Origin of the sequence: Mycolicibacterium agri (assembly GCF_002553505.1) — a bacterium.
Classification (GTDB): Bacteria; Actinomycetota; Actinomycetes; order Mycobacteriales; family Mycobacteriaceae; genus Mycobacterium; species Mycobacterium agri.
On sequence record NZ_PDCP01000009.1, the window covers coordinates 103,636 to 125,073 of the forward strand.

General features: G+C 67.0%; 19 protein-coding genes. 7 read left to right on the top strand and 12 right to left on the bottom strand.

Annotation, left to right across the window (positions count from 1 at the left end; translation table 11 throughout):
* Nucleotides 1-67 precede the first annotated feature (67 nt).
* Nucleotides 68-418: a preprotein translocase subunit YajC gene (yajC, locus tag CQY20_RS07215; RefSeq protein ID WP_097939390.1), complete on the bottom strand. Its 351-nt coding sequence runs from the start codon at nt 416-418 to the stop codon at nt 68-70.
* A gap of 291 nt (nt 419-709) precedes the next feature.
* Between yajC and gabT the strand changes: the two genes are divergently transcribed.
* The gene (gene gabT / locus CQY20_RS07220; protein WP_097939391.1) at nt 710-2,050 is read left to right on the top strand and encodes a 4-aminobutyrate--2-oxoglutarate transaminase; all 1,341 of its coding nucleotides are present in this window, start codon (nt 710-712) and stop codon (nt 2,048-2,050) included.
* Nucleotides 2,051-2,068: 18 nt separating this feature from the next.
* Entirely contained in the window at nt 2,069-3,502 is a 1,434-nt protein-coding gene (locus CQY20_RS07225; protein ID WP_097939392.1) for a gamma-aminobutyraldehyde dehydrogenase, read from the top strand.
* A 211-nt stretch (nt 3,503-3,713) separates the two neighbouring features.
* On the opposite strand, the gene CQY20_RS07235 is transcribed toward CQY20_RS07225, so the two are convergent.
* The 3 genes from CQY20_RS07235 to CQY20_RS07245 form a co-directional block, all read right to left on the bottom strand.
* A complete protein-coding gene (locus CQY20_RS07235) occupies nt 3,714-5,060 on the bottom strand; it encodes a sensor histidine kinase (RefSeq protein ID WP_097939393.1) in 1,347 nt (448 codons plus the stop codon).
* A gap of 47 nt (nt 5,061-5,107) precedes the next feature.
* A complete protein-coding gene (gene ctaD / locus CQY20_RS07240; protein ID WP_097939394.1) occupies nt 5,108-6,859 on the bottom strand; it encodes an aa3-type cytochrome oxidase subunit I in 1,752 nt (583 codons plus the stop codon).
* 86 nt (nt 6,860-6,945) lie between these two features.
* A complete protein-coding gene (locus CQY20_RS07245; RefSeq protein ID WP_097939395.1) occupies nt 6,946-7,671 on the bottom strand; it encodes a hypothetical protein in 726 nt (241 codons plus the stop codon).
* A gap of 94 nt (nt 7,672-7,765) precedes the next feature.
* Here CQY20_RS07245 and CQY20_RS07250 point away from each other — a divergent pair, with 94 nt between their 5' ends.
* From CQY20_RS07250 to car, 3 genes are all read left to right on the top strand, one after another.
* Nucleotides 7,766-8,392, top strand: coding sequence for a maleylpyruvate isomerase N-terminal domain-containing protein (locus CQY20_RS07250; protein ID WP_097939396.1), 627 nt, complete (start codon nt 7,766-7,768; stop codon nt 8,390-8,392).
* A gap of 42 nt (nt 8,393-8,434) precedes the next feature.
* A complete protein-coding gene (locus tag CQY20_RS07255; RefSeq protein WP_234816137.1) occupies nt 8,435-9,538 on the top strand; it encodes a GGDEF domain-containing protein in 1,104 nt (367 codons plus the stop codon).
* Nucleotides 9,539-9,706: 168 nt separating this feature from the next.
* Nucleotides 9,707-13,201, top strand: a complete 3,495-nt coding sequence (gene car / locus CQY20_RS07260) for a carboxylic acid reductase (RefSeq protein WP_097939397.1) — start codon at nt 9,707-9,709, stop codon at nt 13,199-13,201.
* Nucleotides 13,202-13,205: 4 nt separating this feature from the next.
* Here car and CQY20_RS07265 read toward each other — a convergent pair whose 3' ends face one another.
* From CQY20_RS07265 to ruvC, 4 genes are read right to left on the bottom strand one after another with little or no spacing between them, the layout of a single operon-like run.
* Entirely contained in the window at nt 13,206-13,592 is a 387-nt protein-coding gene (locus tag CQY20_RS07265; protein ID WP_097939398.1) for a DUF1304 domain-containing protein, read from the bottom strand.
* Nucleotides 13,593-13,607: 15 nt separating this feature from the next.
* The gene (ruvB, locus tag CQY20_RS07270) at nt 13,608-14,672 is read right to left on the bottom strand and encodes a Holliday junction branch migration DNA helicase RuvB (protein ID WP_097939399.1); all 1,065 of its coding nucleotides are present in this window, start codon (nt 14,670-14,672) and stop codon (nt 13,608-13,610) included.
* Nucleotides 14,669-15,259, bottom strand: coding sequence for a Holliday junction branch migration protein RuvA (gene ruvA, locus CQY20_RS07275; protein WP_097939400.1), 591 nt, complete (start codon nt 15,257-15,259; stop codon nt 14,669-14,671). The genes ruvB and ruvA overlap by 4 nt, the downstream gene beginning before the upstream one ends.
* Nucleotides 15,256-15,810, bottom strand: a complete 555-nt coding sequence (gene ruvC / locus CQY20_RS07280; RefSeq protein ID WP_097939401.1) for a crossover junction endodeoxyribonuclease RuvC — start codon at nt 15,808-15,810, stop codon at nt 15,256-15,258. Before ruvC ends, ruvA begins: the two co-directional genes overlap by 4 nt.
* 252 nt (nt 15,811-16,062) lie before the next feature.
* On the opposite strand from ruvC, the gene CQY20_RS07285 reads away from it, so the two are divergent.
* Nucleotides 16,063-17,286, top strand: a complete 1,224-nt coding sequence (locus tag CQY20_RS07285) for a mechanosensitive ion channel family protein (protein ID WP_097939402.1) — start codon at nt 16,063-16,065, stop codon at nt 17,284-17,286.
* A gap of 51 nt (nt 17,287-17,337) precedes the next feature.
* Here the strand turns inward: CQY20_RS07285 and CQY20_RS07290 are convergent, their stop codons facing one another.
* Entirely contained in the window at nt 17,338-18,090 is a 753-nt protein-coding gene (locus CQY20_RS07290) for a YebC/PmpR family DNA-binding transcriptional regulator (RefSeq protein ID WP_097939403.1), read from the bottom strand.
* Nucleotides 18,091-18,163: 73 nt separating this feature from the next.
* Nucleotides 18,164-18,604, bottom strand: coding sequence for a hypothetical protein (locus tag CQY20_RS07295; protein WP_097939421.1), 441 nt, complete (start codon nt 18,602-18,604; stop codon nt 18,164-18,166).
* 168 nt (nt 18,605-18,772) lie between these two features.
* On the opposite strand from CQY20_RS07295, the gene CQY20_RS07300 reads away from it, so the two are divergent.
* On the top strand, nt 18,773-19,909 hold the full coding sequence (locus CQY20_RS07300) for a GGDEF domain-containing protein (RefSeq protein WP_097939404.1): 1,137 nt from the start codon (nt 18,773-18,775) through the stop codon (nt 19,907-19,909).
* Nucleotides 19,910-19,913: 4 nt separating this feature from the next.
* Here CQY20_RS07300 and pdxT read toward each other — a convergent pair whose 3' ends face one another.
* Complete coding sequence (gene pdxT, locus CQY20_RS07305) at nt 19,914-20,516, bottom strand: pyridoxal 5'-phosphate synthase glutaminase subunit PdxT (protein WP_097939405.1); 603 nt, start codon at nt 20,514-20,516, stop codon at nt 19,914-19,916.
* A complete protein-coding gene (gene tesB / locus CQY20_RS07310; protein ID WP_097939406.1) occupies nt 20,513-21,358 on the bottom strand; it encodes an acyl-CoA thioesterase II in 846 nt (281 codons plus the stop codon). Before tesB ends, pdxT begins: the two co-directional genes overlap by 4 nt.
* Between the last annotated feature and the right edge of the window lie 80 nt (nt 21,359-21,438).

Here is a 21,438-nt window from a genome sequence, read left to right on the forward strand (position 1 = left end):
CTCGAAATTCAGGTCGTCAGCACCGCAAAGAGTACGTGCCTGTGCTGAGTTTCCCGCCGTGCAGTCGTCAGTTACGGCGATTCGGGTCGGTGCTGTCGGTGATCTCGGTCGCGCTCGACTGCGGTTCGATCGCATCGCCGGCGTCGCCGGCTACGTCGTCATCGGCCTCGATCTTGTCCCGCACAGCCAGCTTCATCCAGGTCGTCACGACGCCAGGGGCAATCTCCAATTGCACCTCGTCATCGGTGATGCCCTTGATTTGACCGATCAGACCCGACGTGGTGTGAACGCGGTCGCCCACCCGCAACGAGTTGTGCAAGTCGATGGTCGCTTGCATTGCTTTCTTCTGTCTCCGCGAAGCGAAGAACATGAACGCACCCAAGATGATGAGCAGGGGTAAAAAGGCGACCAGATCCATGGCAGCAACTATCTCTCGTGTCGATTATTTCGGTGACGGCCCCCGGACCGCGGTGAATCTCGGAGCCTCCTAGGTGACCAGTGTGCCATTGCGGCAGCTGCTGGCCGAGTACCCCCGCGTTCTCGGCGGCCGATATCGCCGACGCGGCGGCCGTAGGCGGCGGGCCCGATCGCCACTTATGAAGTGTCCGCTACGAAATTCGTTGCTGCAATCGGCTGACACCGGGTATTCCCGCCGACGGTGCAAGAGTTTTCAATCGGATCGGTGCGTTCCCGACTAGGCTCTGACGGCGTGAGCACCCTCGAACAGAGTCGCCACCTCGCCACCGCCATCCCCGGTCCTCGCTCGAAGGAGTTGATCGAGCGCAAGGCCGCCGCCGTCTCCCGCGGCATCGGCACGACCATGCCGGTCTACGCGTCGCGGGCGGGCGGCGGCATCGTCGAGGACGTCGACGGCAACCGGCTCATCGACCTGGGGTCGGGCATCGCGGTCACCACGATCGGCAATGCCGCACCCCGGGTCGTGGAGGCGGTCCGCGCGCAGGTCGCCGACTTCACCCACACCTGTTTCATGATCACGCCGTACGAGGGGTACGTCGCCGTCGCCGAGCAGCTCAACCGGCTCACCCCCGGCAGTTACGAGAAGCGCTCGGCGCTGTTCAACTCCGGCGCCGAGGCGGTGGAGAACGCGATCAAGATCGCCCGCACGTACACCCGCAGGCAGGCCGTGGTGTCGTTCGACCACGCCTATCACGGCCGCACCAACCTGACGATGGCGCTGACCGCCAAGTCGATGCCGTACAAGCACGGCTTCGGCCCGTTCGCGCCGGAGATCTACCGCGCACCGCTGTCCTATCCGTTCCGCGATGCGGAGTTCGGCAAGGAGATCGCCACCGACGGTGAACTGGCTGCCCGCCGCGCGATCGACGTCATCGACAAGCAGGTCGGCGCCGACAACCTGGCCGCGGTCATCATCGAACCGATCCAGGGCGAGGGCGGCTTCATCGTGCCCGCCGAGGGCTTCCTGCCCGCGCTGCTGGACTGGTGCAAGAAGAACGAGGTGGTGTTCATCGCCGACGAGGTGCAGACCGGGTTCGCGCGCACCGGCCGCATGTTCGCCTGCGAGCACGAAGGCATCGAGCCCGACCTGATCGTCACCGCCAAGGGCATCGCCGACGGGCTGCCGCTGTCGGCCGTCACCGGGCGCGTCGAGATCATGGACGCCCCGCACGTCAGCGGGCTCGGCGGCACCTACGGCGGCAACCCGGTGGCCTGTGCGGCCGCGCTGGCGACCATCGAGACGATCGAATCCGAGCACATGGTCGAGCGGGCCGCCGCGATCGAAAAACTGATGAAGGACCGGCTGCACCGGATGCAGGCCGAAGACGATCGCATCGGCGACGTGCGCGGCCGCGGCGCCATGATCGCCATGGAGTTGGTGAAGGCGGGCACCACCGAACCCGACGGTGAGCTCACCAAGAAACTGGCCGTGGGTTGTCACACCGCCGGAGTGATCGTGCTGACCTGCGGCACGTACGGCAACGTGCTGCGTTTCCTTCCGCCGCTGTCGATCAGCGACGACCTCCTCAATGAAGGCCTTGACGTTCTCGCCAATGTCCTCGCCGACCTCTAAAGAACAGGAGCCAGATTCATGACCAAAGTGCAGAACTTCATCGGCGGTGAGCTGGTCGACTCGACCAGCGGCAAGACCATGCCGTTGATCGACCCCACCACCGGTGAGGAGTACGCCACCGCACCGGTCTCCAACGAGCAGGACATCGACAACGCCTACGCCGCGGCGGCCAAGGCGTTCGCCGACTGGAAGCGCACCACCCCGTCGCACCGGCAGAAGGCGATGCTCGACTTCGCCGACGACGTGGAGAAGAACGCCAAGGAGCTGGTCGAGGCCGAAGGCCGCAACACCGGCAAGCCCAATCACGTGACGATGGCCGAAGAGATCCCGCCGATGGTCGACCAGATCCGCTTCTTCGCCGGTGCGGCAAGGATGTTGGAGGGCAAGTCGGCCGGCGAGTACATGGAGAACCACACCTCGTGGATCCGCCGCGAGCCGGTGGGCGTGGTCGGCCAGGTGTCGCCGTGGAACTACCCGATGATGATGGCGATCTGGAAGTTCTGTCCGGCGATCGCCGCGGGCAACACCGTGGTGATCAAGCCCAGCGACACGACGCCGGTGACGACGGTGATGCTGGCCGAGATCGCCGCCAAGCACTTCCCGCCCGGCGTGCTCAACGTCGTGTGCGGCGACCGGGAGACCGGCGCGGCGGTCGTCGCGCATCCGACGCCGCAGATGGTGTCGATCACCGGGTCGGTCGCCGCGGGTCGCGCGGTGGCGGCCAGCGCGGGCAGCAACCTCAAGCGCACGCACCTGGAGTTGGGCGGCAAGGCGCCGGTGATCGTCTTCGATGACAGCGACATCGCCGCTGCCGCAGAGGGAATCGCCACGGCCGGCTATTTCAATGCCGGGCAGGACTGCACCGCGGCCACCCGTGTGCTGGCGCGCGCGTCCGTCGTCTCCGACATCACCGATGCGCTGGCCGAGCAGGCCAAGGCCGCGACGACGACGTACGGCAGGCCCGCCGACGACGAAGACGCGTGGGTGCCGCCGGTGAACAACCCCAACCAGTTGAAGCGGGTGCTGTCGTTCCTCGACGAGGTGCCGTCGCACGCCAAGGTCGCCGCCGGCGGAGGACGCCAGGGCGACAAGGGCTTCTACATCGAGCCGACGGTCATCAGCGGCCTCAAGCAGGAGGACAAGCTGGTTCAGCAGGAGATCTTCGGGCCGGTGATCACCGTGCAGTCGTTCTCCGACGAGGACGAGGCGATCGCGTGGGCCAACGGCACGGAATACGGTCTGGCGTCGTCGGTGTGGACCAAGGATGTGTCGCGCGCGCTGCGGGTCTCAGCGGCGTTGGACTTCGGCTGCGTGTGGATCAACACGCATATCCCGCTGGTCGCCGAGATGCCGCACGGCGGCTTCAAATCCTCGGGGCACGGCAAGGATCTGTCGATGTACGGCTTCGAGGATTACACCCGCGTCAAGCACGTGATGGCCTACACGGGCTAATCCCCTTGCCGCGAAACGGAATTCGCGCAGCGCCTCACTGGAACTTCTGCTGCGAGAATTCCGTTTCGCGGTCGGTCTGGCGCCAGAAGTCGGCGAGTAGCGCCAGGATGCGGCCGCGGTGGTCAGCGCTGGTCGGCCAACGGGACTTCGCGCAGATGTGTGACACGATGCAGCGGCTGCTCGACGAGCTGGACCCCAAAGACGCGCGCGGCTAATCAGGCGGCGGCAACCGCAGCCGCAGCCGCGCACCACCCAGCGGACTGGTCTCTAAAGACGCTGTGCCGCCGTGGATTTCGGCCTGCTGCGCTACCAGCGCGAGCCCCAGGCCGGAACCCGACCGCGCCGCCGTCGAACCGCGCGAGAACCGGTCGAACACCGCGTCGCGCTCCTCCTCCGGCACGCCGGAGCCGTTGTCGTCCACGGTGATGTCCACGCCGTCGACGGAACTGATTGCGGTCAAACGGATTTCGGTGGCACCACCATGTTTCACCGCGTTGGTGATCGCGTTGTCGATGACCAGCCGCAGACCCGCGGGCATGCCCACCATCAGCACCGTCGTCGGCGACGCCAACGACACCTGCAGGCCGGGGTAGTTGCGCATCGCGTCGTGGGCGGCCCGGTCGAGGAGTTCGGTGATGTCGACGGGGACGAAGTCGTCCACGGTGGTCAATTCGCCCTGCGCCAGCCGCTCGAGCGCCGACAGCGTGGCCTCGATGCGGCTCTGGGTGCGCATCACGTCGGCGATCACTTCCTTGCGCTGCTCGTCACGCAGATCCAACGTGTAGAGCACTTCGAGGTTGGTCCGCATCGCGGTCAGCGGTGTGCGCAGTTCATGCGACGCCACGGCCGCGAAATCGCGCGCCGATTCCAGCGCGGCCTTGGTGCGCTGTTGTTCGTCGCCGATTCGGGCCAGCATCCCCTCGACCGCTTCGGCGATCTCGACGGCTTCCTGCACCCCACGCACCTTCACCTCTTCGGGGTTGGACTGCGCGTTGATCACCCTGGCCTGCTGGGCCAGCACCCGGAACGGGTTGATCATGATCACCCACAGCGCCGAGGCCACCACCCCGGTGCCGATGATGACGCCGCCGCAGATCATCAGCACCCGGCGGTGCAGCTCGTCGATCCGTCGCTGAGTCTCGGCCAGCGGCGCACCGACCGCGATGGAGGCCGCGCCCGCGGTGAAGGTGCGCACCCGGTACTCGACACCGTCGATCGTCGTGCTGGCGTAACCGTTGTCGAACTTCGGCAACACGATGTCCTTCGGCACCGACACCGTCACCCCGTCGACGCGGGCGGTGCGAACCAGGCCGCCGTTGGCCGTCGGGTCAAGCCCCAGGTCGTCGGAGTTGCGCAGCAGCGAGCTGATGTCGCCAAGGCTGGAGACCGAGTCCAGCCGCCGGTCGAGCTGGCTGTACTGGTCGTTGGTCACGCCGAACCACACCCACGCGCCCAGGGTGATGACCAGCGCAACCACCGACAGCGCCGCGACGATGACGATGATGCGCAGCGACATCACGGGCGCCAGGATCTGGTAGAGACGCCTCAGCAGCGGCATGACGCCACCCGGTTCCGAAGAACGTGCATGGCGTCATCTTGCCCGACTCAGCTTCGGTCGGGTTCAGCGCGCGGGCCGACGCCCGCCTTCCTCTCACCTGCGTTAGCGCGCCAGCCGACGTGGGCCTCCGCACGCATTCGTTCCACCATGTGTGGATAGTGCAGCTCGAATGCCGGCCGCTCCGACCGGATCCGGGGCAGCTCGGTGAAGTTGTGCCGCGGCGGCGGGCAGCTGGTCGCCCACTCCAGCGAGTTGCCGTAACCCCACGGATCGTCGACCGTCACCGGCTCGCCGTACCGCCAGCTCTTGAACACGTTCCACGCGAACGGCAACACCGAAATGCCGAGAATGAACGCGCCGATCGTCGAGACCACGTTGAGCGCGGTGAACCCATCGGTGGGCAGATAGTCCGCATAGCGTCGCGGCATGCCCTCGTTACCGAGCCAGTGCTGCACCAAGAACGTGGTGTGAAAGCCGATGAACGTCAGCCAGAAGTGCAGCTTGCCCAGCCGCTCATCGAGCAGTCGGCCCGTCATCTTCGGGAACCAGAAATAGATTCCCGAGTAGGTCGCGAACACGATCGTGCCGAACAGCACGTAGTGGAAGTGCGCGACAACGAAATACGAGTCGGTGACGTGGAAGTCCAGCGGCGGGCTCGCGAGCATCACCCCGGTCAGCCCACCGAGCAGGAACGTGGCAAGGAACCCGAAGGCAAACAGCATCGGCGTTTCGAAGGTCAACTGTCCCCGCCACATCGTGCCGATCCAGTTGAAGAACTTGATGCCCGTCGGCACGGCGATCAGATACGTCATGAACGAGAAGAACGGCAGCAGCACCGCACCCGTCGCGAACATGTGATGCGCCCACACCGCCATCGACAGCGCCGCGATGCTGAACGTCGCATACACCAAGGTGGTGTAGCCGAAGAGCGGTTTGCGGGCGAACACCGGTATCACCTCGGTGATGATGCCGAAGAACGGCAGCGCGATGATGTACACCTCCGGGTGCCCGAAGAACCAGAACAGGTGCTGCCACAACAGCACACCCCCGTTGGCCGGGTCGTAGATGTGCGCGCCCAGGTGGCGGTCGGCCGCCAGCCCGAACAGCGCCGCGGTCAGCAGCGGAAACACCATCAATACGAGGATCGACGTCACCAGGATGTTCCAGGTGAAGATCGGCATCCGGAACATCGTCATGCCGGGGGCGCGCATGCAGACCACCGTGGTGATCATGTTGACGCCGCCGAGGATGGTGCCAAGACCGCCGACGCCCAAGCCGAGAATCCACAGGTCACCACCGGCGCCGGGTGAATGGACGGCGTCGGCCAGCGGCGTGTAGGCCGTCCAACCGAAGTCCGCGGCACCGTTGGGCGTGATGAAGCCGGCCAGGGCAATCGTCGCGCCGAACACGAACAGCCAGAACGACAGTGCGTTCAACCGCGGGAACGCCACGTCGGGCGCGCCGATCTGCAGCGGCAACACCAGGTTGGCGAACCCGAACACGACGGGCGTGGCGTAGAACAGCAGCATCGCCGTGCCGTGCATGGTGAACAGCTGGTTGTACTGCTCATTGCTCAGGAACTGCAGCCCCGGCATGGCGAGTTCGGTGCGGATGAGCAACGCCATCAGCCCGCCGATGAAGAAGAAGACGAAGCAGGCGACGCAGTACATGATGCCGATCAGCTTGTGATCGGTGGTGGTGATCAGCTTGTAGACCAGGCCGCCCCGTGGCCCCATTCGCGGCGGAAAAGGACGTCGTGCTTGCAGTGTCGCGACCGCGGCGGATTCAATTGCTGCCATGGAGTCTCCCCAGGCGCTCTAGCCCTAACAGTTCACGCTAGGGCGGCGCCGGGGTGCGGCGTAGGGCCGAAAGTCCCTACCGAACCTCAGTGGTGCGCGAGCCGATCGCGACGACCGAACAAGCCACCGAAGCGACGGCGTTCACGGACCGGTTCGACGCCCTCGTGCCTGCCGTCGGCCGGAACGTCCACCGGGGCGTTCATTGCAGCATCCGTCCGCGACCCGACGGCGGCATTCGTGTGGCCGCCCACCGGGTGCACCTCAGTCACCTCGTCGGACGGAGCCGGTTCGACGGTCGTCATCGGGGCGCGGGTGCGCTCCGCATACCGGACGTCGCGGGCGCTGCGAACCGACAACCGGCCCAGCGCCATCGCGCCGAGGAAGATGATCAGTGCGCCGAGCCCGTAGAAGTACGCCAGGTCCAGGGCGACCGCCTTGGTCTCGGTCGAGGCGACGGGCGTACCCGCATCGCCGAGGCCCAACGGTCCGGCCAACGCCCTGCCGACGACGAACCACGCGCCGGCCAGCACGGCCAGCCAGCCGCCGAGCATCGCCGTGAACCTGTTGCGGGACACCAGCAGCAGGAAGCCACCGACCACGGCCGCGGCGCCGGGCAGCACCTCGAGCCAGCCACGGCCCGTTGTCCATGCCCATTCCCGGTCGGGGGTGAAGGCGAAATCGAAAAGCGGGCCGACGAACGGGATGAGCGCACCCCAGGCGCCCAGCAGAATCAGTAGAAAACCACTCAGCGCGCCACGGCTGCGGGGCATATGCATCCGCCCGCCACCAGCGCGAACACGCGTGTCAGTCATTGTTGCCTCCTCGGTCCCCGACGGGATACCCCGACCGGCGGCGGAGTACCCCACCCACCGAAACGGAAACCGGCGGCTCACTAGGGTGGCGGGCATGCGGCCCGACAGCGACCACGTGCGGCAGGTGCTGGCCGATGCATGGGAGCGCTGGGCAACTCGATGCGGTGAGCTGACCGCGGAGCAGTGGTCGACCCGGACCCGCTGCCCCGGCTGGGACGTCCGCGCGCTCGTCGCTCATCTGTGCCCGGATAAGGCGATGTTCGATCAGCTCAACGCGGCGATCATCGACGGGCCCGCCTCGGTCACCGACCCGGCCGCCCTGCTGCGGCGGTTCAACGAGCCAGGCGGCGTCGCACACACCACGGCCGACGACCTCGCCGAGCGCGCCGTCGCCGACGCCGGCTCGCTGACTGCCCCGGCCGCCACGGCCAGGTTCGCCGAGTGCGCGCGCATCGTGCGCGAGACGCCGATGCCGCAGCAGACGGTGATTCGCTACCCGGTCGTCGAGAGCACGACGCTGGCCGTGGTGGCCGAGGTCGCGCTGATGGAGGCGACGGTGCACCTGCTCGATCTCGCAGACGCCGTCGGCGGCGTCGACCCGTCGCCGGACGCGCTGGCCATCACCCGTGATCTGCTCGTTGGGGTCCCGGACGCCGTCGCAGTCGTCGAGGTGTTAGCGGGTCGGACCGCCCCCGAAACGGCGCTACCGGCAATTCGGTAATTGCTGCCCATGTGACCAGCAAACCCGATCTAGACTGCTGTGGTGGGCTGGCGTCAGTGGTGGGAAGAACCGACTCATTACCGATGGCTGACCGACTACCTGGTCTATCGCAAGCTCGGCAGCTTTGCCCGTCGCGTCATCGCGATGGTGGTGCTCGCCATGGGCGCGATCCCGTTTCTGATCATGTTGACCCCGGTCGGGGCAAACACCGCCATCGGCCGCGCCGCCACCGTGGCGTTGGCGATCTGTACTACCGGAATGGCCTTGGTCTGGCTGTTTCGCTGGCCGACGCGGCGCCAGTCGCTGGTGTTCGTCTGGATATGCAATGCCTGCATCGCGGTGTCGTGCCTGGCCTACTCCGGCCCGGTGCTGTCGCTGCTGGGCAGCACCGCGTTCGCCGCGCTGGCCGGCTATGTGGCGTTCCTGCACACCAGTCGCCAACTCGTGTTCGTGTTGGCGACGGCCTTGGTGGTCTCGCTGATAGCGGCCACCCGGATGGCCGTGCACGGACGACCGTTTGTTGCGCTAGCTACATTGCTGATCATCGCGGTCGGCGTCATGGCCATCCCCATCTCGATGCACGTGCTGGTGCGCATGCTCGGCGACGAAGCAGCGAAGTCGCACACCGACGCGTTGACCGGACTGCACAACCGGCGCGGGTTCTACCGCTCGACGCGTGAACTCATCAAGACCGCAAGCGCGTCGCCGGATCAGTACCTCTCGGTGATCATGGTCGACCTCGACCGCTTCAAACAGGTCAACGACACCCACGGCCACACCAAAGGCGACCGCATTCTGGTGGCGGTCGCCGACCGGCTTCGGCACACCACCCGAGGACGCGCTGTGCTCGCGCGCGTCGGCGGCGAGGAGTTCCTGGTCGCCGAGATGATCCCGCTGGACAAGGCGAAGGTGCTCGCCGAGCGGCTGCGAAGCGAGATCGCCGCCATCCCCTCGGCTGCCACGGCGAGCGTCGGCGTGGCCAGCATGCGCCGACCCGATACGACCGGCCCGCAGACTCGGGCCCTGGTCGAAGGTGTCGTCGACGCCGCCGACGCCGCGATGTATGAGGCCAAGCGGGCCGGCGGGAACCAGGTGCGCCACGCCGAACGCGCTGCGGTGGGGACTTCCGGGCGCCACGGTCGATAGCTGCTGAACAGACGTTCCATAGCGGCGCTCTCTTGCGCCGACCGCCGACCTGCAATTCACAGCGAACTGGCAGGCTTTTGTGGAACAAAGTTAGCTTCACTAACGTAATAGTTCTTGGCGCAACGTCGCGTCCCCCATGTCTCTCCGCGATTTCTCAAGGACTGTTTTATGTCGACCGAAACTCGCGATGAGCGGCTCGAGCGCCGCATCGCCAACCTGAAGGCCACCGACCCGCAGTTCGCCGCGGCACTACCCGACCCGGCGATCGCTCGCGTCCTCGCGACGTCCGAGGTGCGGCTTTCCCAGGCCGTCCGAACCGTTCTCGACGGCTACGCCGACCGCCCCGCCCTCGGCGCACGGGCCGTCGAGTACGTCGCCGACCCGGACACCGGACGTGTCACGACCAAACTGCTCCCCCGTTTCGAGACCATCACCTATCGCGAAGTCTCGCGGCGAGCCCAGGCCGCTGCCAACGCCCTGGCCGGCGACCCGGTTCGTTCAGGCGACCGCGTCGCGATGCTGGGCTTCACCAGCGTCGACTACACGATCATCGACATCGCGCTGATCCAACTCGGGGCGGTCGCCGTACCGCTGCAGACCAGCGCCCCTGTCGCCCAGCTGGCTCCGATCGTGGCCGAAACCGAGCCCGCCGCAGTCGCTTCCAGCGTCGACTTTCTCTCCGACGCAATCGAGCTCATCCTGGCCGGGCCCGCGCCGCAGCGGCTGGTGGTATTCGACTATCACCCACAGGTCGACGATCACCGTGACGCCGTCGAGCACGCACGGGCGCGTCTTTCCGAAGCCGGCCTGTACACCCGTATCGACGTCTTCGCCGACGTTGTGGAGCGTGGCCGGAAACTGCCTGATGTGCCGTCGGTTTCGGTTGACGATCCCGACGCCCTCGCTCTGCTGATCTACACCTCCGGCAGCACAGGAGCCCCGAAAGGCGCGATGTACACCGACGGCATGGTCGCCGATCTGTGGCGTCGCGGCGCCAGGGCCAGCTGGGGCGATCCCGGCACGCATCCGTCGATCACCCTGAACTTCCTGCCGATGAGCCACATGATGGGCCGCGGGTTGCTGTACTCCTCGCTCGGCCTCGGTGGCACGGCGTATTTCGCTGCGCGCAGCGATCTCTCGACGTTCCTCGAAGATCTCGCACTGGTGCGGCCCACCCAGTTCACCTTCGTGCCGAGGGTCTGGGACATGATCTTCGCCGAGGTGCAGGCCGAACTGGACCGCCGGCCCGGCGAACGCGTCGAGGTGCTCGACGAGATGCGCCAGCGCCTGCTCGGCGGTCGTTACGTGATGGCCATGACGGGTTCGGCGCCGATGTCACCGGAGATGCATGGCTTCGTCGAAGAACTCCTCGACATGCACCTGACCGACGGCTACGGCTCCACCGAGGCAGGCGGCATCCTGATCGACGGCCTTATCCAACGACCGCCCGTGATCGACTACAAGCTCGCCGACGTCCCGGATCTCGGGTACTTCCACACCGACCGTCCGCACCCGCGCGGCGAGCTGCTGGTCAAGACCGACACCGTGTTCCCGGGTTACTACAAGCGGCCCGAGCTGACGGCGTCGATGTTCGAGGACGGCTACTACCGCACCGGCGACATCTTCGCCGAGGTCGGGCCCGACCAGCTGGTGTACCTCGACCGGCGCAACAACGTCCTCAAACTTTCGCAGGGCGAGTTCGTCGCGGTCTCCAAGTTGGAAGCCGTGTTCGGCGACAGCCCGCTGGTGCGCCAGATCTATGTCTACGGCAACAGCGCACGGCCGTATCTGCTGGCGGTCGTGGTGCCCACCGGGGACGCGCTGGCTCGCTACGACGGCGTCAACCTCAAAGCCGCCATCAGCCAATCACTTTCCGAGGTGGCCAAAACCGCCGGTCTGCAGTCCTACGAGATCCCGAGGGATTTCATCGTCGAGACGACACCGTTCACGCTAGAGAACGGGCTGTTGACCGGCATCCGCAAGTTGGCGAGGCCGAGGCTCAAGGAGCGCTACAGCGAGCAACTCGAGCAGCTGTATGCCGAGCTGGCCGACGGCCAGGCAGGCGAGTTGCGTGAGCTTCGGCAACGGGGAGCGGATGCTCCGGTGCTCGAGACGGTGGTGCGGGCGGTGGGTGCGTTGCTTGGATCGGCGGCCGCCGACGTGCGGCCCGACACCCAGTTCACCGATCTCGGCGGGGATTCGTTGTCGGCGTTGACCTTTGCCAATCTCCTCAATGAGGTCTACGACGTCGAGGTACCCGTCGGTGTCATCGTCAGCCCGGCCAACGACCTGGCGGCGCTGGCGGCCTACATCGAGGCGCAGCGGCAGCCCGGCAGCAAGCGGCCCACGTTCGCCGCTGTGCACGGACGGGGCGCCACGCAGGTGCATGCCCGTGATCTGGCGCTGGAGGTGTTCATCGATGCGCAAACGCTGGCCGCGGCCCCGTCGCTGCCGGGGCCCAGCGCCGAGGTGCGCACGGTATTGCTCACCGGCGCTACCGGTTTCCTCGGTCGCTACCTGGCCTTGGAGTGGCTGAAGCGGATGGATCTCGTCGGCGGCAAGGTGATCTGCCTGGTTCGGGCCAAGGACGACGGGGCGGCTCGGGAGCGGCTCGACAAGGTCTTCGACAGCGGCGACCCCGAACTGCTGCGCCTCTATCGTGGTCTGGCCGAGGACCATCTCGAGGTCCTCGCCGGCGACAAGGGTGAGGCCGATCTCGGGCTGGATGCGCAGACGTGGCAGCGGCTCGCCGACACGGTCGATCTCATCGTCGACCCGGCGGCTCTTGTCAACCACGTGCTTCCCTACGAGCAGCTGTTCGGCCCGAACGTCGTCGGCACCGCCGAGCTGATCCGCATCGCGATCACCACCCGGCTCAAGCCGTTCGCCTATGTGTCGACGATCGGCGTCGCTGCCGGCATCGAACCGCAGAAGTTCGTCGAGGACGCCGATATTCGCGTCATCAGCGCCACGCGCAGCATCGACGACAGCTACGCCAACGGCTATTCGAACAGCAAGTGGGCAGGCGAGGTTCTGCTGCGCGAAGCCCACGACCTGTGCGGGCTGCCGGTGTCGGTGTTCCGCTGCGACATGATCCTCGCCGACACCACCTACGCCGGTCAGCTGAACGTGCCCGACATGTTCACCCGCATGATCCTCAGCCTTGTCGCGACCGGCATCGCGCCCGAATCGTTCTACGAGACCGACGCCAACGGCAACCGTCAGCGGTCCCATTACGACGGTCTGCCGGTGGAATTCATCGCCGAGGCGATCTCGACACTGGGCGCCGACGTGGCCGACGGGTTCGAGACCTACCACGTCATGAACCCGTACGACGACGGCATCGGCCTCGACGAGTTCGTCGACTGGCTGATCTCGGCCGGCTACCGCATCGAGCGGGTGGGCGATTACGCCACATGGCTGAGCCGGTTCGAGACCGCGATTCGCGCATTGCCGGACCGGCAGCGGCAGGCGTCGCTGCTGCCGCTGCTGCACAACTATCAGCGGCCCCAGACGCCGATCTGCGGGTCGGTCGCCCCGACCGACCGCTTCCGCGCCGCCGTGCAGCACGCGAAAATCGGTCCCGACAAGGACATTCCGCACGTCACGCCGGAGGTGATCGTGAAGTACGTTACTGATCTGGAGTTGCTCGGGCTGCTGTGACAGGTTAGGCCGCCAACGCCACCGCAAGGAGCACGACCGCGATAAGCGGGAAGGCTCCTTGCGTGGCGGCGGCCCTGGCTTTGTCCCGGGCCGAAGCCAACAGAACCGCCGCGGCGGCCAGCATCGACCCCACCCCGGCGAACACCAACGCGGCGCCAACCCCGGTGTGCCCGAGGCATATTGCGACGATGCCGACCGCGGTGACGATCGCCAGGAACAGGTTGTAGAAGCCCTGGTTGAAGGCAAGCAGCTTGGTGGTTTCGGCCTCTTCGGCCGTGGTGCCGAACATTGCGCGGGTGCGCGGCGACGTCCACGTCAGCGACTCCATCACGAAGATGTAGACGTGCAACACCGCAGCCAGCGCCGCGAAAATCAAAGCCGCCGTGATCATTACGGAACCTTCCGGCTAGTCGAACAGGCCCTGCTGCCCGAGACCGGCGACCCCGCTCGGCGGGCTCATGCCCAGATGCGTCCATGCCGACGCGGTGGCGACGCGCCCCCGGGGGGTGCGCGCGATCATCCCGGCGCGCACCAGGAACGGCTCGCACACCTCCTCCACCGTCGTCGCCTCCTCCCCGACGGCGACCGCGAGGGTGGAGACGCCGACCGGCCCGCCACCGAAGCTTCGGGTCAGCGCGGACAGCACGGCGCGGTCAAGCCGGTCGAGGCCCAACTCGTCGACGTCGTAGACCTCGAGCGCGGCCTTGGCGATGTCGCGGGTGATCACGCCGTCGGCACGCACCTCCGCGTAGTCGCGCACCCGGCGCAGCAGCCGGTTGGCGATGCGGGGCGTTCCGCGTGAGCGACGGGCGATTTCGGCGCCGGCCTCCGCGCCGAGTTCGATGCCGAGGATGCCCGCCGAACGGGCAAGCACCCGTTCGAGTTCGGCCGGCTCGTAGAAGTCCATGTGGGCGGTGAAGCCGAAGCGGTCGCGCAGCGGCCCGGTCAACGCGCCGGACCTGGTGGTCGCGCCGACCAGGGTGAACGGCGCGACTTCGAGTGGAATCGACGTCGCCCCAGGGCCTTTGCCGACGACGACGTCGACGCGGAAGTCTTCCATTGCGAGGTAAAGCATTTCTTCTGCGGGCCGCGCGATGCGGTGGATCTCGTCGATGAACAACACGTCGTGCTCGACGAGGTTGGACAGCATCGCGGCCAGATCCCCGGCGCGTTCCAACGCCGGACCGGATGTCACCCGCAGCGACGAGCCCAGTTCGGCGGCGATGATCATCGCCAGCGACGTCTTGCCCAATCCCGGCGGCCCGGACAGCAGGATGTGATCCGGTGTGCCGCCGCGGTTCTTGGCGCCCTCGATCACCAACTGAAGTTGCTCGCGTACCCGCGGCTGGCCGATGAACTCCCCCAGCGACCGCGGCCGCAGACTGGCGTCGATGTCACCCTCACCGACGGTCAGCGCAGGCGAGACGTCGCGGTCGTCGGCTTCGGCGTCGTCGTCGGTGAATCGGCTCATTTGTTACCCAACATCGACAACGCCGCCCGCAGTGCGGTCGACTGATTGGCTTCGGGATCGTTGGCGAGCACCTTGTCGGTGGCCTCCTCGGCCTGCTTGACGGCGAACCCGAGGCCGACGAGGGCTTCCACCACCGGCCCTCGCACCGCGTGGCCGTTGACGGCGGGCGGTCCGACGGACGGACTGGCCGGGCCGACCTTGTCCCGCAGTTCGAGCACCATGCGTTCGGCGCTGCGCTTGCCGATCCCCGGCACCCGGGTCAGCGCGGTCACGTCGCCGTCGGCCAAGGCGTGCCGCAGCGCGGGCGCGTCGTGCACCGCCAGTGTCGCCAGCGCGATCTTCGGGCCGACGCCCGACACCGACAACAGCGTCATGAACAGGTCACGCGCATCGGTGTCGGCGAAGCCGTACAGCGTCATCGAGTCCTCGCGCACGATCATCGCCGTCATCAGCCTGGCCTCGCTGCCGCGCCGCAGCGTCGACAGCGTCGACGGTGTCGCGTTGACGCGGTAGCCGACCCCGCACGCCTCGATGACGGCGTGGTCGAGTGCCACGTCGAGGACCTCGCCGCGAATGGATGCGATCATCGTGCCGCCTTGAGTCGTGCCTGATACTTCTTCTTCTGCTCGGCGGCAAGCGCTTCGGCCGCCGCCATCCGCGCCAGCATCGGCGCACGCCAGCAGTGGCAGATCGCCAGCGCCAACGCGTCGGCGGCGTCGGCGGGCGTCGGTTTGGTCTGCAGCGCAAGGATTTTCGTCACCATCGCGGTGACCTGGGCCTTATCGGCGTTGCCGTTGCCGGTCACCGCGGCCTTCACCTCGCTGGGGGTGTGAAAGTGCACGTCGATGTCGCGTTTGGCCGCCGCCAGCGCGATCACCCCACCCGCCTGTGCCGTGCCCATCACCGTGGACACGTTCTGCTGCGAGAACACCCGCTCGATGGCGATGACGTCCGGGCAGTGGGTGTCCATCCAGTGTTCGACCGCGTCGCTGATCGTGAGCAGGCGGTGGTGCAGCGGCGCGTCGGACGGTGTGCGCACCACATCGACGTCGAGCGCGATGACCTGCCGGCCGCGACCGCCCTCGATGACGGAGAGCCCACAGCGCGTCAGCCCGGGATCGACTCCCATTACGCGCACGCCATCCCCTTGTCGTGAACACTTGTTCGACTGCAGCTTAGCGGGGTTGACCCACAAGACTCGGCAGGGACACGCCTCGATCTTCAACCGCATGAGTGTCGATTCTCACTGCCGTGCCGACACTTTGGATTCCACCGGGGTGGGTATCCGCCGTCGAAGCAGTAATAGCACCTCGCGACGTGACGCGCGCGTCGAGCGCCGCTAACGTCGCGGGGAGACCTGACGTCAACCCGTGGGAGCTGAACTCACACGATGCCCGACGAACAAGAGCTTCAGACCGCAACGAATATCGCCGTCACGCTCGCCTGGGCGGCAGGCGCCGTCGTAGCGGCATTCCTGCTCGGGATCGCCGTGACCAAGGTGCTGATGCGCATCGGCCGCCGCAGCGCGGTCATCCGCGACATCGCCGAACTGACCCGGATGCCGTTGCGTGCCGTTCTGGTGGTGTTGGCCTCGACGATCGCCGTGCAGCGCACGTCGGAGCAGACCGACGGCTGGCGCGGCTGGCTGGACCACACCCTGCTCATCCTGTTGATCGGCGCGCTGACGTGGCTGATCGTCGGCCTGGTCCGGGTCGCCGAGCGCCGCGCGATCGCCCGCTTCGGCGGCGGCGACGTGGAGATCAACGACGAGGACCGGCAGTGGCGACGCATCCGCACACAGGTGACGGTGCTGCGTCGGTTGGCCACTGCACTCGTCGTCATCCTGGGCGCGGCCGCGATCCTGATGACGTTCCCGCGCTTCTCCGACATCGGCACGACGGTGTTCGCGTCGGCAGGCGTGTTGTCGGTGGTGGCCGGCCTCGCCGCGCAGACGTCGCTCGGCGCGGTGTTCGCAGGCATGCAGATCGCGTTCTCCGGTGCCATTCGCGTGGGCGATGTGGTGCAGCTCGAGGACGGGCAGTGGTGGGGCCGCATCGAGGAGATCACGCTCAGCTATGTGGTCGTGCGGCTCTGGGATGAACGTCGGCTTGTGCTGCCGACCACCTACTTCACCACCGAACCGTTCGAGAACTGGACGCGCAGCGCCACCGAGATCATGGGCACCGTCGAATTCGATGTCGATTTCCGGGTGCCGTTCGACGAGATGCGCGCCGAACTGGACCGGCTGCTTGCCGAAAGCGACCTGTGGGACGGCCGCCGCGGCGTGCTGCAGGTGACCGACGCCGTCGGCGGTGTGGTGCGGGTGCGGATCGTGGTCAGTGCCCCGAACGCAGGCGCGCTGTTCGATCTGCGCTGCGCGGTGCGCGAAGGCTTGGTCGACTGGATGCAGCAGAAGCGGGTGCTGCCGTTGCAGCGCATCGAGGCCGCCGAGACGGCCGAAGTCGTGCCGCGGCGCAGCGACAGCGACGGCGAGACCGAGCGCGTGGCCTCGAGCCTGTTCTCCGGCAGCCCGGAAGGCGACGCTCGGGCGAAAGCGTTCGACGACACGACAGAGCGCGACGACGACTACGCGGAAACCAACAGCCGCCGCTAGCGCGCCGACCCGCGAGATCTGTAGCGCCCAGCGATACTTCTCACGCCGAAATCACTGTTCGATCTGGGCGAGGACCTCGTCGGGGATGTCGGCGTTGGTGAAGACGTCCTGCACGTCGTCGCTGTCTTCCAGCGCCTCCACCAGCTTCATGATCTTGCGGGCGCCGTCGGCGTCCAGCGGCACCGTGACCGACGGCTGAAAACCCGCCTCGGCCGACTCGTAGTCGATGCCCGCCTCCTGCAGCGCGGTGCGCACCGCGACGAGATCGCCCGGCTCGGACAGGATCTCGAAGCTGTCGCCCAGGTCGTTGATCTCCTCGGCGCCCGCGTCGAGCACCGCGGCGAGCACGTCGTCCTCGGTCAGCCCGTTCTTCTCCAGGGTGACGACGCCCTTGCGGGAGAACAGGTAGGCCACCGACCCGGGGTCGGCCATGCTGCCGCCGTTGCGGGTCATCGCCACACGGACCTCGCCGGCGGCGCGGTTGCGGTTGTCGGTGAGACATTCGACCAGCACGGCCACGCCGTTGGGCCCGTAGCCCTCGTAGGTGATCGTCTGCCAGTCGGCGCCGCCCGCCTCTTCGCCTGCGCCGCGCTTGCGGGCCCGCTCGATGTTGTCGTTGGGCACCGAGTTCTTCTTGGCCTTCTGGATGGCGTCGTACAGCGTCGGGTTACCGGCCGGATCACCGCCACCGACGCGCGCGGCCACCTCGATGTTCTTGATCAGCTTGGCGAAGTTCTTGCCGCGCCGGGCGTCGATGATCGCCTTCTTGTGCTTGGTGGTGGCCCACTTGGAATGGCCGCTCATGGGTGTACTACCTCTTTCACTACTGCTGTGGGCGATGAAGTCCGACCATCGAGTCTACGTGGACCTTTGCGCCCTAGGGCGCGGCGTCCGGCGGGGTCAGCGCCACAATCCGGTAGCCGAGGCCGGCCGGCCAGCCGATGTGGCCCTGCAGATGCACCTGGATCCAGGTCACCGGATGGCCCGCCGGGTCGTCGGTGAACACGGCGCGGGCGTCGACGACCGCGCCGGTTTCGCCCGAGGCCTGCAGCAGCAGCGAGATCGACAGCGTGGCGTCGCCCAGCCGGGACCGGGTGTAGGGCAGGCTGTCGGGCACGAAGAACGACGTCGCGAAGTTCGGCGTCCTGATGCCCCGCGGCGCGTTCGGTGGGCGGCGCAAGACCAACCCGGACACCTCGGGCTTGCCGTCGAGCCAGACGGTGCCGACGTACTCGGTGCGCCGCGCATCGCCGCCTGCCGCCAATCGCACCAGCGTGTCGATCCGGGGCTGCGGTTCAATCTCGATCGTCTGGTTCATCGGCACCACCCTGGGCGCTTACGTCATTTTTGACGTTACTCAAAAGCGTCTCGGAAATACCGCGATATACCGTCACATTAGGTTGAAATAAGTCGCTCAGTCCGCCGTGACGCTTTTGTCGAATTGGTACCCTTCGCGGGTGTGCATGACATGTCGTACGGCTAGCCCATGAAGGTGGCCGAGCGATGGTGGCGCGGCCTTGATCACTACTACTGGCTTACGGCATTTCTGGCCGCGCGTGGCGTTCAGCGGAGCACCTCCAGGGTGGTTGCGCTGGTACTTGTCGCCCTCGGCGGCATTTCGCTGACGCTGCTGTGGAGTCCGACGGGCCCGCGCGGAACCGTCAATCAAGCACTGGCCTACGCCGTGGCGGTGTGTTGCTGGGGACTGGCGGCATTATGGCTGCGCTCGCAGTGGCCGACGATAATCCAGTCGCGGATATGCGTCTGTCTGGGCGCGTTGTGCATTGCCATTTCGTGCCTGATCCAGTCCGACCCGCTTACCGGTCTGTTCGGGGCGACGACTTTCACACTTGTCGCGATCTATGCCGCCATTTTCCACACCACCCGGTGGCTGGTAATTACCTGGATCGCGACCGGCGTGACGGTGCTCGTGCTGGGTCTGCGGTTGATGTCGACCAATCCCGCATTCGCCCTTTCGGCCATGGCGTTGATCCTGTTCGTCGTCGGGTTCGTCTCGCTGGCCGGCCGGGCCGCGATCTGGCTCGTCGACGCCGACATCCTGCACGAGAACTTCGAGCCGCTCACCGGCATGTTCAACCGCGACGGGTTCTATGAGAAGGCGACGACGCTGCTGGCCTCGCGCAGCCGCACCGACGACCGGTTCCTCGCCATCGCCGTCATCAACCTCGACAGCTTCTCGTTGGTGGGCGAGTTCTCCGGCGTCAGCGGCTCCAACCGCGCGCGCATCGAGATCGCCGCGCGGCTGCGGGAAACCGCCCGCCGCGACGCGGTGCTCGCCCACATCGCCGACTCCGAGTTCGTGATCGCCGACCTGTTCGACAGCGCCGACGCCTCAGCCCTCATCGAGCGGGTGCGCGGCACCATTGCGGGCGCACCGTCGCGGCTGTCGGCCAGCATCGGCGTGGTCACCACCCCGCTGCAGCCGCTGGCGCAGCTGCCGCCCAACGACGTGCTCGACGAACTGTTCTCGATCGCCACCAATGCCATGTACGAGTCCCGCAAGTGCGGCGGCAACCAGGTCACCTACGTCCGCAACCCCGCGCTGACGGTGCTCGACGACCCCGGCAACGACGAGTGGTACAACTCCGAGGAGCCCGCCTAACCTGTCAGGCGTTGCCGGTGACGATGTCGACGAACAGCCGGTGCACGCGGCGGTCGCCGGTGATCTCGGGGTGAAACGCGGTCGCCAGTACCCGGCCCTGCCGGACGGCGACGATGTGCCCGTCCGCGCGGGCCAGCACCTTGACGTCGGGGCCGACGCGCTCGACCCACGGCGCCCTGATGAACACCGCGTGCACGGGGTCGTCCAGCCCCTCGAACTCGATGTCCCCCTCGAACGAGTCGACCTGTCGGCCAAATGCGTTGCGCCGCACCGTCATATCCATCGCCTTCAGCGGCGCGGCTTCGCGGCCCACGCTGCCCGCGTCGAGGATTTCGCTGGCCAGCAGGATCATCCCGGCGCATGATCCGTAGGCCGGCATGCCCTCGGCCAGCCGGGCCCGCAGCGGTTCGAGCAACTCGAATTCGCGCAGCAGATGCGTCATCGTGGTCGACTCGCCGCCGGGGATGATAAGCGCGTCGACCGAGTCCAGTTCGGACCGCCGACGCACCGTGATCGCGTCGACGCCCGCTTCGCGCAGCGCCGCCAGGTGCTCGCGGGTGTCGCCCTGAAGCGCCAGCACACCGATGCGCAACGACCCCGTGCTCATTGCTGCCCCGGTGTGAAGTCGCGCTTGTAGCGGGTGAGGCCCTCCTGCATCACCGCGGCCACCATCTCGCCGTACTGGTTGAACAGCTTGCCCTGGGTCAGCGCCCGCCCGCCGCACGCCGACGGCGAGGACTGGTCATAAAGCAGCCACTCGTCGGCGCGAAACGGCCGCATGAACCACATCGCGTGGTCCAGCGACGCGATCTGCAGATGTTCGCGCTCGGCTTCGTGGTGAACGTGCGCCGACCCCAGCAGGGTCAGGTCGCTGAGGTAGGCCAGCGCGCAGATGTGCAGCACAGGATCGTCGGGCAAGGGGTCGCGGTGGCGGAACCACACCTGCTGCTGGCTGGCCTTGCCGGGCAGACGCTCCAGCCGGTCCTGCGGCACCACCCGCACTTCCCACTCGGCGAATTGCCGGAACCCGGCGTCGTCGAACGCCTTGATCTCGGTCAGGCCCGGCAGATCCTCCGGCGGCGGCGCCGACGGCATGGCGTCTTGATGGTGGATGCCGCTCTGGTCGGTCTGAAACGACGCCGACATCGAGAAGATCGTCTCGCCGTGCTGGATCGCGTTGACTCGGCGGGTGGCGAACGAGCCGCCGTCGCGCAGGCGTTCGACGATGAAGACGGTCGGCGCCTTGGCGTCGCCGGGGCGCAGGAAATAGCCGTGCAGCGAGTGCACCAGATATTTCGGGTCGACGGTGCGCACCGCCGAGACCAGCGACTGACCCGCTACATGACCGCCGAATGTGCGCTGCCAGTTGCCCGACTCCGGGCTGAAGACGCTGCCGCGGTAGATGTTGACCTCGAGTTGCTCGAGATCAAGGATCTCCTCGATCGCCATGCCTACCAGCCGCGCTCTGCGAGCCGGTGGGGCTGCGCGATCTCCTCCACGTTGATACCGACCATTGCCTCGCCCAGTCC

Excerpts from the sequence above, each read along its gene's own strand:
- yajC (WP_097939390.1), bottom strand. The coding sequence starts at position 418 with ATGGATCTGGTCGCCTTTTTACCCCTGCTCATCATCTTGGGTGCGTTC.
- CQY20_RS07225 (WP_097939392.1), top strand. The coding sequence starts at position 2,069 with ATGACCAAAGTGCAGAACTTCATCGGCGGTGAGCTGGTCGACTCGACC.
- CQY20_RS07235 (WP_097939393.1), bottom strand. The coding sequence starts at position 5,060 with ATGCCGCTGCTGAGGCGTCTCTACCAGATCCTGGCGCCCGTGATGTCG.
- ctaD (WP_097939394.1), bottom strand. The coding sequence starts at position 6,859 with ATGGCAGCAATTGAATCCGCCGCGGTCGCGACACTGCAAGCACGACGT.
- CQY20_RS07245 (WP_097939395.1), bottom strand. The coding sequence starts at position 7,671 with ATGACTGACACGCGTGTTCGCGCTGGTGGCGGGCGGATGCATATGCCC.
- CQY20_RS07250 (WP_097939396.1), top strand. The coding sequence starts at position 7,766 with ATGCGGCCCGACAGCGACCACGTGCGGCAGGTGCTGGCCGATGCATGG.
- car (WP_097939397.1), top strand. The coding sequence starts at position 9,707 with ATGTCGACCGAAACTCGCGATGAGCGGCTCGAGCGCCGCATCGCCAAC.
- CQY20_RS07265 (WP_097939398.1), bottom strand. The coding sequence starts at position 13,592 with ATGATCACGGCGGCTTTGATTTTCGCGGCGCTGGCTGCGGTGTTGCAC.
- ruvB (WP_097939399.1), bottom strand. The coding sequence starts at position 14,672 with ATGAGCCGATTCACCGACGACGACGCCGAAGCCGACGACCGCGACGTC.
- ruvA (WP_097939400.1), bottom strand. The coding sequence starts at position 15,259 with ATGATCGCATCCATTCGCGGCGAGGTCCTCGACGTGGCACTCGACCAC.
- CQY20_RS07285 (WP_097939402.1), top strand. The coding sequence starts at position 16,063 with ATGCCCGACGAACAAGAGCTTCAGACCGCAACGAATATCGCCGTCACG.
- CQY20_RS07290 (WP_097939403.1), bottom strand. The coding sequence starts at position 18,090 with ATGAGCGGCCATTCCAAGTGGGCCACCACCAAGCACAAGAAGGCGATC.
- CQY20_RS07295 (WP_097939421.1), bottom strand. The coding sequence starts at position 18,604 with ATGAACCAGACGATCGAGATTGAACCGCAGCCCCGGATCGACACGCTG.
- CQY20_RS07300 (WP_097939404.1), top strand. The coding sequence starts at position 18,773 with ATGAAGGTGGCCGAGCGATGGTGGCGCGGCCTTGATCACTACTACTGG.
- pdxT (WP_097939405.1), bottom strand. The coding sequence starts at position 20,516 with ATGAGCACGGGGTCGTTGCGCATCGGTGTGCTGGCGCTTCAGGGCGAC.
- tesB (WP_097939406.1), bottom strand. The coding sequence starts at position 21,358 with ATGGCGATCGAGGAGATCCTTGATCTCGAGCAACTCGAGGTCAACATC.